Below are 12,446 nucleotides of genomic sequence, written 5' to 3'. Positions count from 1 at the left end.
CAGTGTTTTTAAACTTCAGGCGGGCAGGCTGCCCGCCAACATATTGATATCGGGAGATTTACCATGACACAGCTAAGCCCTGAAAGCCGTATGCTCGGCGCGTTGTACGGACAAATGCTGGGCGACGCGCTGGGTATGCCGTCGGAACTTTGGCCTCGTGAGCGCGTTAAAAAGCATTTTGGCTGGATTGACCGTTTTATGGATGGCCCGGCGGAAAACAACGCCGCCTGTTATTTCAAGGCTGCACAGTTTACCGATGACACCTCGATGGCGCTGGCACTGGCCGACGCACTGCTGGAAGCCGACGGTAAAGTGGTGCCGGAACTGATTGCCCGCAATGTGATCCGCTGGGTGGACAGTTTTGATGCGTTCAATAAAAACATCCTCGGCCCGAGCTCCAAACTGGCGCTGGCGGAGCAGAAGAAAGGTGTGGCGATCGGCGAGCTCGAAAACAACGGCGTGACCAACGGCGCGGCGATGCGAGTTTCTCCGCTGGGCTGCGTGCTGCCGTCGGCTCCGCTGGAAAATTTCTGCGAGCAGGTCTGGATTGCCTCCAGTCCGACACACAAATCTGATATTGCCGTCGCCGGTGCAGTGGTGATTGCCTGGGCGGTATCGCGCGCCATTGAAGGGGCCAGCTGGCAGGAAATCAAACTCGCGCTGCCGGATGTGGCGAAGTATGCCCAGACGCGGCATTCCACCACCTTCAGCGCATCGCTGGCGGCGCGAATCGAACTGGCCTTCGCGACGGTCGCGAAAGCGAACGGCACTGAGCAGGCATCCGAAGCGGTGTATCAGCTGGTGGGTGCGGGAGTCAGTACCATCGAATCCGTTCCGGCGGCGCTGGCGATGGTTGAACTGGCGGGAACTTGCCCGAATCAGTGCGCGGTATTGTGCGCTAATCTGGGCGGTGATACCGACACCATCGGTGCAATGGCGACCGCGATTTGTGGCGCGTTAAACGGCATTGAAGTATTCAAAAAAGAGTGGCTGGAAGAACTCAAACGCGTAAATCCTCAGGACATGACGCGTTACAGCGACGCCTTCCTGCGCTTTCGCCAGCAGGCGCAGGAGGCCGAATGAGCCATGAGCATCGTGAATTATTGCAAACCCTGACGCAGGGCGACTGGCATCAGCAAACGCCGGTGATGGTGATTGGCGCAGCGGTGATGGATATGGTCGCCAGAGCCGATGCGTTGCCGGAGCGCGGCGGGGATATCGCCGCGGACGTGACTGGATTTCATCTCGGCGGCTGTGCAATGAATATTGCGCTCGGGCTGAAACAGCTGGGGATTCACAGCCACAATCTGCTGCCGGTGGGCGAAGGGATGTGGAGTGATCGTCTGCGTCGTGAAATGGCGGGGCGGGATATTGTCTCGGATTTACAGGTGAGCGGGGCGGATAACGGCTGGTGTCTGGCGCTGGTCGAACCGGATGGCGAACGGACGTTTATCTCGGTCGACGGCATCGAGAATCAGTGGCAGCCGCAATGGCTGTCACAGGCAACGCCGGAGAACGGGCTGGTGTATGTTTCCGGTTATCAGCTGGGGGCGAAACAGGGAGCAGTGCTGATCGACTGGCTGGAAACCTTGCCAGAGGCGGTGCGCGTGGTGGTGGATTTCGGTCCGCGTCTGGATGTGATGCCGCAGGAACGCATTGACCGGCTGATCCGTCCCCGCGTGATCCTGACTTTGAATCAGCGCGAAGCCGCTATGCTGGGTTTTACTGACGATGCTGAGGTATTCTGCCGCGAACTGCACGGAAAAACCCATGAACTGGTGGTATTACGGTGCGGTGAAAAGGGCAGTTATTACTACGCATCGCCGGAGGATTGTGGCTGGATTGCGGCACGAAAAATCACCGTAGCCGACAGCATTGGTGCGGGCGACAGTCACTGTGCCGGTTTGCTGGCGGGGCTTTCTCTCGGGCTGACACACTGGCAGAGCATGATGCTGGCCAACTGCGTGGCAGCGTATGTGGTATCGAAAACCGGCGGCGACTGCGCCCCGACGCTGGCGCAACTGGCAGATTCACTGGGCAGCGTGGATTAACCGGGAAGTCAGTCTTCGCTGACGAACTCGTACATGTCGCTGCGGCAAAAACTTTCGCTGTACTCAATCGGACGGTTTTGTCCGTCGAACAGGGTTTGTTTGATGATAAGCAGCGGCATTGGTTCACTCAGCTGTAAAGCCTGTAAGGTGCCGGCATCGCTCATCGCGGCACTGACGCGGCTTTGCAGCGCGCCCAGCTCAATATTATTGCGGCTGAAATAATCGTAAAGCGAGACGCCGATATCCTGCACATCCCCGATGGCATCCATCACCACGTAGGAGATCGCCACCGACATCGGGCGTGTATCAATATAGTGAATGCGTTTTAACCTATAGACGCCGGTGCCTTCGGTGAGCGCCAGTTTGCTGGCGATCAGCGCGGATGCGGCAATCTGCTCACGGCTGATCCACAACGTATCCGGTTTGCGGCCCTGTAACATCACTTCCCGCGAAAACCCTTTCACGTTTGCCAGTGAATACGCCAGTTTAGCGTCTGCCGTTTTTCTGATGAAAGTACCGTAACCCCGAGAACGGCCGATGTGACCATCTTCTTCCAGTTTCGCCAGCGCCTTGCGCACGGTGATGCGCGAAATCCCCAGCACTTCGGTGAACTGACGTTCGCTCGGAAGAAAATCGCCGTCCTGTAAAATTCCGCTTTCCAGCGCCTGTCGCACCGATTCGTTAAAGCACAAATACAACGGCATAGTGCCCGCCTGAGCCAGATCGGTTTTCAGTTTTTCCAGCACCTGCTGGTTGGTGTCCATGCTCATTGGGTTATTCCGGATAGCGATAATGACTTCTATTTTAGAGGGAAGCGGATTTTTTGCAGTGACATTTAGCGCAGAAAAAACAAAGGCGACCCGCAGGTCGCCTTTTAACGTGCGGAGCTAAAACTTACTTCAGTTCGTCAACCATAGTGGTGGCGCGACCGATGTAGTTGCCCGGCGTCATGGCTTTCAGACGCACTTTTTCGTCTTCCGGCAATTCCAGAGAATCGATAAAGGCCTGCATGCCTGCGGCATCGACACGCTTGCCACGGGTCAGCTCCTTCAGCTTCTCGTATGGCTTTTCGATACCGTATCGACGCATCACGGTCTGGATTGGCTCAGCCAGAACTTCCCAGTTGTGATCCAGTTCGTTGGCCAGATTTGCTTCGTTCACTTCCAGCTTGCTGACGCCTTTCATGGTGGCCTGATAAGCAATCAGAGCGTAGCCCAGACCGACACCCAGGTTACGCAGCACGGTGGAGTCGGTCAGGTCACGCTGCCAGCGGGACACCGGCAATTTGCTGGCCAGATGCTGCAATACGGCGTTGGACAGACCCAGATTGCCTTCGGAGTTTTCGAAGTCGATCGGGTTAACTTTGTGCGGCATGGTGGAAGAACCGATTTCGCCAGCGATGGTGCGCTGTTTGAAGTGGTTCAGGGCGATGTAACCCCAGATGTCGCGGTCGAAGTCGATCAGGATGGTGTTGAAACGCGCCACGCAGTCAAACAGTTCGGCGATGTAGTCATGCGGCTCGATTTGTGTGGTGTACGGATTCCAGGTCACGCCCAGAGAGGTCACAAACTCTTCGCTGAACTGATGCCAGTCCACTTCCGGATACGCCACGATGTGGGCGTTGTAGTTGCCGACGGCGCCGTTGATTTTGCCGAGGATTTCGACGTTTTGCAGCTGCTTAAACTGGCGATCCATACGGTAAGCGACGTTAGCCAGTTCTTTACCGATAGTGGAGGGTGTCGCAGGCTGACCGTGGGTACGGGACAACAGCGGAATATCACGATACTTGTGCGCCAGGTCTTTCACGGCATCAATAATCTGCTTCCAGTAAGGCAGCACCACGTCCTGACGTGCGGTTTGCAGCATCAGCGCGTGGGACAGGTTATTGATGTCTTCAGAAGTACAGGCGAAGTGAATGAATTCAGACACCGCGTGCAGGGCAGGGATAGCGGCCACTTTTTCTTTCAGGAAATACTCAACCGCTTTGACGTCATGGTTGGTGGTTTTTTCGATATCTTTAATGCGCTGCGCGTCATAAACATCAAAATTCGCCACAATCTGGTCGAGGAAAGCGTTTGCGTCGGCATCAAAAGCAGGAACTTCCTTGATTTCTGCACAGGCTGCCAGTTTTTGCAGCCAACGTACTTCAACCTGCACACGGAATTTCAGCAGGCCAAATTCGCTGAAAATAGTACGCAGCGCGCTGACTTTATCACCGTAGCGTCCATCAACGGGGGAAACGGCGGTCAGTGAGGATAATTCCATCAGTAGCAACTCCTGGGATCTTATTAACAATGAGCGAGAATATTCTTCGCCTGTTCAAACAAGCGATTACGGGAAAACATCAGTTGCAGACGGCCACCGCCGACCTGGTGCCACAGCACCGCAGAACGGATACCGGCCAGTAAAATGGCGCGAACTTTGGCCTGCACTTGTGAATTTTGTAAAATTGCCGGAGAACCGGTGACCTGAATGCGCGGACCGGCCGGGCTGACCACATCGACATAAATCGATGCCAGGGAGCTAATCATCGTTTCAGATTCGAGCTCGAAATGCGCCAGCTGACGGTCAAGCTGATCGATACGTTCACCTAGCTGATTCATGGCGGCTTTATTGGCGTACAGCTTGCGTTCCAGCACCATCAGGCTCAGCGCGTAACGCGTTAATTCAGCGCCCGGCCCCTGACGGTTGGCGTTCAGCACACCCAGCAGCGTCTCCAGTCCCATCTTCAAATTAGCTTCATTATTACCGTAAACCGCCAGCGTCGAGGCCGGATTCATCTCCAGCAGGCTGCGCAGTGACACTGACATTTCTTCCTGTGAGCAATGGCCGTCATGTGCCAGTTGCTGAACCAGGCGCGCCGCCTGACAGATCCCCGCCAAAGCCAGCGTAATGTCGTAATAATTTTTAGCCACGTTTACTCCTGTAAGCGTTTTGAAACGATGAGACGCAGTGACAATGAAATAGCCCAAATTCATGGCGACAGATCATGCCATAAAACTGCCTCTAAACACAGTTCGGAATCAGTGCAGGGCATCATAGTCGGGCACAAATAACGCGGGACGCCCGAAAGCGTCCCGTATTCAACGATATATTTATCGTGTATCAGGCCTGAAGCGGCAGACGCTGTTCGATGATACCGCCTCCCAGACAGATTTCACCCTGATAAAATACCGCAGACTGACCCGGTGTCACGGCCGCGACCGGTGCATCAAAACGCACCTCGATGCGGTCATCACCCAGCGGTGTTACCACGCAGGGAATATCTTCCTGACGGTAACGGGTTTTGACGGTGCAGGTCAGCGGCGCGGTCAGCGTTTTGCGATCTACCCAGTGCAGCTGTTGGGCAATCAGACCGACATTCATCAGACGCGGATGCTCATGGCCTTGCGCGACGTAAAGAATGTTGTTTTCCACATCCTTTTCCACGGTGTACCACGGCTCTTCGCTGCCGTCTTTCTGGCCGCCGATGCCCAGACCTTTACGCTGGCCGAGGGTGTGATACATCAGACCCTGATGTTGTCCCATCACCTGACCGTCTACGCTTTTAATCACGCCCGGTTGCGCAGGCAGATAGCGGCCAAGGAAATCACGGAATTTACGCTCACCGATAAAGCAGATGCCGGTAGAGTCTTTCTTCTTCGCAGTGATCAAATCCAGTTCTTCGGCGATCCGGCGAACTTCCGGTTTTTCCAGCTCACCGACCGGGAACAGGCTTTGTGCGACCTGCTCATGACCGAGCGTGTAGAGGAAATAGCTCTGGTCTTTGTTGCCATCAACGCCACGCAGCAAATGGCTGACACCGTCGATATCCTGACGGCGAACGTAGTGGCCGGTCGCGATATAATCCGCGCCCAGATCTTCAGCCGCAAATTCCAGAAAGGCTTTGAATTTGATCTCTTTGTTGCACAGGATATCCGGATTTGGCGTGCGCCCGGCTTTGTATTCCTCAAGGAACAATTCGAACACGTTGTCCCAATATTCCGCCGCGAAGTTCACGGTGTGAAGTTCGATACCCAGCTTGTCGCACACGGCTTGCGCATCCGCAAGGTCGGTGGCTGCTGTGCAATATTCTTCGTCGTCATCCTCTTCCCAATTTTTCATGAAGAGGCCCTCGACCTGATAACCCTGCTGTTGCAGAAGGTACGCAGAGACAGAGGAATCGACCCCGCCGGACATCCCGACGATCACTTTTTTCTGGCTGTTGTCAGACATAATAGTCCCGAAACACATGAATTAATTGCCCGGTACTGACGGTGTTTTTTCTGATGCTTGTCCCACGAGGATGAAGGCCGCGCGCAACTAACACATGACAGAAACCCGAACACCACAGAAACCCGGACAGAGAGGTGCTGCTTTACTAAAATTTCACGCGAGGTAAATCGTGAAGCGCAAAATTTTATCACGTCAGGCCGGTTGCTGCATCGCAGAATCACCGCGTGGCAACAACCGGAAGGGACGTGTTATTCCGGCAGATTGAAATTGTGCAGAATTTCCAGAGGATAACGCGGCGACTGCTGGTAACAACGGATGCTTTCCGCCACCAGCGGCGAGCGAAGTTGCGCAGAACCGATAATTTCTTCAGCAGTCACCCAGCGGCAACGATCAATATCATCATCCTGTGGCGCGGTTTCCAGCATTTCAGGCAGGTCGATCACAAAGGCGAAACGCAGGAACGGCGTGGCGTCCGGTGCCTGCCACTGATGCAAACCGAGGAAATATTGCGGCTCGGCGCGGATACCGGTTTCTTCATACAGTTCACGCTTTGCGGCGCTGACTAAGGTTTCATCGGCTTCGAGATGGCCGGCAGGCTGATTCCAGGTAACTTTGCCATGAATGGTTTCTTCGACAACCAGAAACTTTCCCTGTGCCTGAACGATGCAGGCGACAGTAACGTGCGGTTTAAACATGTGGAATTTCCTTCCATTGGCCGGGTTGTAAGTCGCCGAGGGTGAATTCGCCCGTACTGAAGCGGATCAGGCGCAGCGTCGGGAATCCTACATGAGCGGTCATGCGGCGCACCTGACGGTTTCTTCCCTCGTATAACGTGATTTTCAACCACGCCGTCGGGATAGATTTACGCTCGCGGATGGGTGGATTACGTACCCACAACCAGTCAGGTTCATCAACAATTTCCGCACCCGCAGGCAATGTCGGTCCGTCTTTGAGCTCGATGCCTTCGCGCAATGCTTTCACCGCAGCGTCATCCGGCTCGCCCTCGACCTGAACATAATAAACTTTACCGGTGCGTTTGCCCGGCTGGGTCAGCGCAGCCTGCAGTTTGCCATCGTTGGTCAGCACCAGTAAACCTTCGCTGTCGCGATCCAGACGGCCAGCGGCATAAACATCTGTTAACGAAATGTAATCTTTAAGCGTCGCCCGCCCGGCTTCATCAGTGAATTGTGGCAGGACATCAAACGGTTTATTGAAAAGAATCACCTTTCTCGGCCCTTTTAGGGCAGATTGTTCTTTAGCAGGCCTTTTGCTGAAACGTTTAACGTTGTGATTTTTAAAAGATAGCGGGTTCATAGGCATTGAAGTTAGAGAGAATTAGCGCATTATACTTGAAAAATGTTTCGGATTGGCTAGCGAGAAATATTCGAGTAATATCGACCGGCATCTTACAAATTTTTAACAAAAATGCGCTCGAAGGAGAGGTTAATGGAAAGCAAAGTAGTTGTTCCGGCTGAAGGTAAAAAGATTACAGTAGACGCTCAGGGTAAACTGGTCATTCCTAATAATCCTGTTATCCCATTTATCGAAGGTGATGGCATCGGTGTTGACGTAACGCCAGCCATGATCAAAGTCGTTGATGCGGCTGTTCAGAAAGCCTATAAAGGCGAGCGTAAAATCTCCTGGATGGAAATCTACACCGGCGAGAAATCCGTAGAACTGTACGGCAAGGACGTGTGGCTGCCAGAAGAAACTCTGGACCTGATCCGTGATTACCGTGTTGCTATCAAAGGTCCACTGACAACTCCGGTTGGCGGCGGCATTCGCTCCCTGAACGTGGCACTTCGCCAGCAACTCGACCTGTATATCTGCCTGCGTCCGGTTCGTTATTACACCGGCACACCAAGCCCGGTTAAACGTCCTGAAGACACCGACATGGTTATCTTCCGTGAAAACTCCGAAGATATCTATGCGGGTATCGAGTGGAAAGCCGGTTCTGCTGAAGCAGATAAAGTGATCAAATTCCTGCAAGACGAAATGGGCGTGAAGAAAATCCGTTTCCCACAAGATTGTGGTATCGGTATCAAACCTTGCTCAGAAGAAGGGACTAAACGTCTGGTTCGTGCGGCGATTGAATACACCATCACTAACGATCGTGATTCACTGACTCTGGTTCACAAAGGCAACATCATGAAGTTCACCGAAGGTGCCTTCAAGGATTGGGGCTACCAGCTGGCACGCGAAGAGTTCGGCGGTGAGCTGATCGACGGCGGTCCGTGGGTGAAAATCAAGAACCCGAACAACGGCAAAGACATCATCATTAAAGACGTTATTGCGGATGCGTTCCTGCAACAAATCCTGCTGCGTCCTGCTGAATACGACGTTATCGCTTGTATGAACCTCAACGGTGACTACATCTCCGACGCCCTGGCGGCGCAGGTTGGCGGCATCGGTATCGCACCGGGCGCAAACATCGGTTCTGATTGCGCACTGTTCGAAGCCACTCACGGTACTGCACCGAAATATGCCGGTCAGGACAAAGTGAACCCGGGTTCAATCATCCTGTCCGCAGAAATGATGCTGCGTCATATGGAATGGTTCGAAGCCGCAGACCTGATCGTCAAAGGCATGGAAGGCGCTATCGCCAACAAAACTGTGACTTACGATTTCGAACGTCTGATGGAAGGCGCTAAGCTGCGCAAATGTAGCGAGTTTGCCGACGACATGATCGCAAATATGTAATTGCGATATTGTTGCAAAATCAACGGAGGCTTAATGCCTCCGTTTTTTATGTCCGGGGTTAAATGGCCGGGTTTGGCGGGAAAGCGTCGCCGGCGTTACGGGCAATACCCTCGTAGCCGACAAGAAAAAATGCTCTCGACGGGTGCCTGGCGCTGGCGGAAAAAAACTCAGCCAGCAGATCTTTATCCAGACTGTAATTACGCGATAAAACTCCGGCCTCAAAGGCGGCAGTATTATCGTCTCCGGTAATCTGTGCCTGATTATGGGCATATCCTAAAACAAAACCGCGCAGATATTCCTCGCAGTAACCGGAAACCTCTGATGCCGGCCATGCACTTTTGGCCAAAAGCCCCGCTTTTAGCCCTTTCCCAAAGTGGTTTTGCATTTCACAATCCTCTCCAAACAAGCGCTATATAATAAATCATATAGCGAGTATTCAGGCAATGACCTATCGCAGGAGAATGGTGTGTTCAGTGGCCGGTGCGAAGGGTAAAGAGGAGAGGCGCAGGACTGAAAAATTTGCATCAAAAACATCAATATCAATAATTTGACTTAAGTCAGTTGAGGTTAAGTCCAATTTTTCGCTGCGGATTCAGACGGATAGTAGTTTATTTTTTCGGCCTTATTGTGCATCAGTGGCTGTGGTGTTACATATGAGCCACTTTTTACCACAGGAATGACTTTTTGTTGCGCTCACTCCTTTCAAGCTCTCTGTTCCGTATTGATCTGCGCCGCCTGATCCTGATTTTAGCCGTGATGAGCGCGTTTGTGACGCTCGCCAACAGCTTCTATGCCAGTTATCGTGTTCAGCGCCAGTTACTTATCGACAATACGCTCGAAGAGAACCGCGTTTACGCGACGAAACTGGCCGCCAGCACCGAACAGTTTCTAAAAAGTATGCAGAAACAGCTTGCCTACAGCAGTGTGATCGCGGCGAGTCACTTTGACGATCCTGCTGTTCTGCAATCTGAAACTGCACGCCTCAAATACCAGACTGACAGTTTTAACTCTGTGGTGCTTACTAATGCGCAAGGGCGGATCCTGGCGACATCGCCTGACAGCCTGCAACTGGTGGGTCATATCCTGAATACCCCCGGTGCTATTCAGGCGCTGAAAGAACGGCGTCCGATCATCAGTCAGCCCTATATTTCAGCAGCTCAGAATCTGGTAATTGTGATTTCTACGCCGGTTATCACGGCTGACGGCAAATATCTGGGGTATATCGCAGGCACCATTTACCTGCGCCAGAAGAGTATTTTGAATGAATTGCTGGGCGAGCATTATTATCGCGACGGTTCTTATATTGCCGTGCTCGATAAAGAGCGCCGTATTCTTTATCACCCGGATGCCTATCGCGTCGGGGAAGTGGTGAAGCCTCGTCCGCTGACCGAAGCCGTCAGAAAAGAATCTAACGGCAGTCTGATGGTCACTAATCTTGCCGGGCAGAATATGCTCGCCGGTTACGCTGTTGTGCCTTCTTCAGGCTGGGAAATCATTACTCAGCGACCGACCGATTCGACCCTCAAGCCGCTGGAAGGGCTGATGGTCAAAGTGCTTAAACATCTGACGCCGCTGGCGCTGCTGACGCTGATTTGTGTCTGGTTGTTCTCCAGAATGATCGCCCGTCCGCTCTGGCTACTGGCACGTAGCGCGAACGAAATGGATAAACCGGATATTTCCAGTAACATCCGTGAAATCCCTTCTTGGTATTTCGAGTCGAATCAGCTCAAGCGGGCCCTGCTGATTGGTATTAATTTATTGCAGAAGAAAATTGGCAAACTGAAATTCGAGACGCAGACCGACCCGATGACGGGCCTGTTTAACCGGCGCGGACTGGCAATGGCGCTGGAATCGGTGGTGCAGATGCGTCAGCAGTTTTCTGCTATTGCGCTGGATATCGATCACTTTAAGATTATCAACGATTCCTACGGCCATGACACCGGTGATGAAGTGATCAAATCACTGGCCGAACAAATTCGTCACAACGCCCGTGAAAGTGACATTTTGTGCCGCGTGGGCGGGGAAGAGTTTCTGGTGTTGCTGCCGGGAACCACGCTGGCGGAAGCACAAATGATTGCCGAACGTCTGCGCCAGAATGTGGAAACACTGGTGCTGCCGGAGATCCGCCCGATAACGATTTCATTAGGTGTTTCTTACTGGAATCACTTGCAGGGCGAGCCCGAAACTTCACTCAAACGGGCCGATGAGGCGTTATATAAAGCCAAGCAGGAAGGGCGTAACCGCGTGGTTGTCGGCCCGGAATAACGTTTTACTCAGTCAGGGCATCCTCAGCCCTGACAAGGTTATTTACCGGTGGCCGCCTGTTGTTTCTTAGCCTCTGCAGCCAGATGGTGTCCGATGGCGCATCCTGCTACCGCCCCGATGACGGCATGATGTTTCAGATGACCGGCAACACCCCCGACTACCGCACCTTTCAGACAACCTTCTGCCTGCGCCAGTGAACTCACCAAAAGCATGCCCGTCATTGCCATCGTTATACCCAGAACCAGAACCGCTTTTTTCACCTGATCTCTCCCGAAATGAACAAATAATGCTGTGGCAGAAAATGTCACATCAGGTATCTGGCTGTCATTTTGGTATCTGTAAGCAGGTACTGCCGCTGTTACGCATCTGGCGGTCATAACCCCCGCGCCGCAGGTCATTTGAGTTAGGTAACGGTTACATCTGTACAGGCAGTTAACGGCTCATTGAACAATGGTTTACATTGCTGGCCATCAGCAGGCATCGTCTCACTTTCTTTAACTCTGCTAAACTTAACGTCAGTAACCGGCGAAGATCTTCTTACTTCGCTGTCTCCGGTTATTTTCCACCCGTGAAGAAGGATGCCGCTATGACGCATCAAGAACAATTGCAGGCCCTGATGGTTCGCATTGACGCGCTGGAACAACGTGAAAGACAACTGACTTATGCCTCAAATGCCTATCAGGCCATTCTGACGACATTGCTGGGGATCCTGGATAAACCTACACGTGACAAGGTGATCAGCATGGTTGATCAGGCGCATGATGTGGCTTATGCCAAAGCCAGTCTGGAGCAGAAGGGAAACATTCTCGGCGCAGATGACATTACGCAGCGCATATTCTTGTTTGCGCAGGGGCGTGCGGCGCAATCCAAATAACGGCAGGCGGATTATTGATTAACGACTCGTAGCCAGAAGTGGTCGCGAGGCTTTTGTATTTCCGTCTTTCAGGAACGGCGGTCCGCTTTAAGCATGTTTATCGCTGCACCGAGCAGAATGCGGCGCTGGACACCGGTCGCCGTGACCAGTTGTTCATCGAGATACCCAATCAGCGCATCGGCACTCAACGGCTCACCTCTGTGGCGCATCTGAATCACGCCATCACCGATAATACGCGCGACTTCGTCCCAAAGCGGTTGGATCTCACTTTCCGAGAATTTCATAACAGCTCCCGTTTGTGTGATTTACGTACAATCTACCATCTGAGTGGCGTCTGGCAA

At 52.9% G+C, this 12,446-nt stretch carries 14 protein-coding genes; 5 read left to right on the top strand and 9 right to left on the bottom strand.

Translation table 11 applies throughout. The features are described from left to right. The first annotated feature begins 63 nt into the window (after positions 1-63). Positions 64-1,083, top strand: coding sequence for an ADP-ribosylglycohydrolase family protein (locus J1784_RS21895; protein WP_217150939.1), 1,020 nt, complete (start codon positions 64-66; stop codon positions 1,081-1,083). Beyond that, on the top strand, positions 1,080-2,051 hold the full coding sequence (locus J1784_RS21890) for a PfkB family carbohydrate kinase (protein ID WP_217150938.1): 972 nt from the start codon (positions 1,080-1,082) through the stop codon (positions 2,049-2,051). Before J1784_RS21895 ends, J1784_RS21890 begins: the two co-directional genes overlap by 4 nt. A gap of 8 nt (positions 2,052-2,059) precedes the next feature. Here J1784_RS21890 and J1784_RS21885 read toward each other — a convergent pair whose 3' ends face one another. The 6 genes from J1784_RS21885 to rluE all read right to left on the bottom strand — a co-directional run bounded on the left by J1784_RS21885 (position 2,060) and on the right by rluE (position 7,580). After that, on the bottom strand, positions 2,060-2,821 hold the full coding sequence (locus tag J1784_RS21885) for a GntR family transcriptional regulator (protein WP_217150937.1): 762 nt from the start codon (positions 2,819-2,821) through the stop codon (positions 2,060-2,062). A 124-nt stretch (positions 2,822-2,945) separates the two neighbouring features. Beyond that, positions 2,946-4,316, bottom strand: coding sequence for an adenylosuccinate lyase (gene purB / locus J1784_RS21880; RefSeq protein WP_217150936.1), 1,371 nt, complete (start codon positions 4,314-4,316; stop codon positions 2,946-2,948). Positions 4,317-4,339: 23 nt separating this feature from the next. Further along, positions 4,340-4,966 carry a high frequency lysogenization protein HflD gene (gene hflD, locus J1784_RS21875; protein ID WP_217150935.1) on the bottom strand — a complete coding sequence of 209 codons (627 nt, stop codon included), beginning with the start codon at positions 4,964-4,966 and terminating at the stop codon, positions 4,340-4,342. Positions 4,967-5,156: 190 nt separating this feature from the next. Further along, positions 5,157-6,266 (bottom strand): tRNA 2-thiouridine(34) synthase MnmA, encoded by a 1,110-nt coding sequence (gene mnmA, locus J1784_RS21870; protein ID WP_217150934.1) that lies wholly within the window; start codon positions 6,264-6,266, stop codon positions 5,157-5,159. Between the two features lie 248 nt (positions 6,267-6,514). Then, positions 6,515-6,961: an NUDIX hydrolase gene (locus J1784_RS21865; protein ID WP_217150933.1), complete on the bottom strand. Its 447-nt coding sequence runs from the start codon at positions 6,959-6,961 to the stop codon at positions 6,515-6,517. Next, a complete protein-coding gene (gene rluE, locus J1784_RS21860) occupies positions 6,954-7,580 on the bottom strand; it encodes a 23S rRNA pseudouridine(2457) synthase RluE (protein WP_217150932.1) in 627 nt (208 codons plus the stop codon). Before rluE ends, J1784_RS21865 begins: the two co-directional genes overlap by 8 nt. A gap of 132 nt (positions 7,581-7,712) precedes the next feature. Between rluE and icd the strand changes: the two genes are divergently transcribed. Then, positions 7,713-8,966: an NADP-dependent isocitrate dehydrogenase gene (gene icd / locus J1784_RS21855; RefSeq protein WP_112291085.1), complete on the top strand. Its 1,254-nt coding sequence runs from the start codon at positions 7,713-7,715 to the stop codon at positions 8,964-8,966. Between the two features lie 58 nt (positions 8,967-9,024). Here icd and J1784_RS21850 read toward each other — a convergent pair whose 3' ends face one another. Beyond that, the gene (locus J1784_RS21850; protein ID WP_217150931.1) at positions 9,025-9,351 is read right to left on the bottom strand and encodes a DUF2623 family protein; all 327 of its coding nucleotides are present in this window, start codon (positions 9,349-9,351) and stop codon (positions 9,025-9,027) included. A 371-nt stretch (positions 9,352-9,722) separates the two neighbouring features. Between J1784_RS21850 and J1784_RS21845 the strand changes: the two genes are divergently transcribed. Further along, positions 9,723-11,231, top strand: a complete 1,509-nt coding sequence (locus J1784_RS21845) for a sensor domain-containing diguanylate cyclase (protein WP_217151154.1) — start codon at positions 9,723-9,725, stop codon at positions 11,229-11,231. A 38-nt stretch (positions 11,232-11,269) separates the two neighbouring features. On the opposite strand, the gene J1784_RS21840 is transcribed toward J1784_RS21845, so the two are convergent. Further along, entirely contained in the window at positions 11,270-11,458 is a 189-nt protein-coding gene (locus J1784_RS21840) for a hypothetical protein (RefSeq protein ID WP_217151153.1), read from the bottom strand. A 359-nt stretch (positions 11,459-11,817) separates the two neighbouring features. Between J1784_RS21840 and J1784_RS21835 the strand changes: the two genes are divergently transcribed. After that, on the top strand, positions 11,818-12,105 hold the full coding sequence (locus J1784_RS21835; RefSeq protein WP_120506065.1) for a hypothetical protein: 288 nt from the start codon (positions 11,818-11,820) through the stop codon (positions 12,103-12,105). A gap of 68 nt (positions 12,106-12,173) precedes the next feature. Here the strand turns inward: J1784_RS21835 and J1784_RS21830 are convergent, their stop codons facing one another. Next, positions 12,174-12,389, bottom strand: coding sequence for a hypothetical protein (locus J1784_RS21830; protein WP_217150930.1), 216 nt, complete (start codon positions 12,387-12,389; stop codon positions 12,174-12,176). Between the last annotated feature and the right edge of the window lie 57 nt (positions 12,390-12,446).

It is taken from the genome of Rahnella ecdela, from assembly GCF_019049625.1.
GTDB lineage: Bacteria > Pseudomonadota > Gammaproteobacteria > Enterobacterales > Enterobacteriaceae > Rahnella > Rahnella ecdela.
Note: the sequence above shows the minus strand (reverse complement) of the source record. Positions and strands in the feature narration are given on the sequence as shown.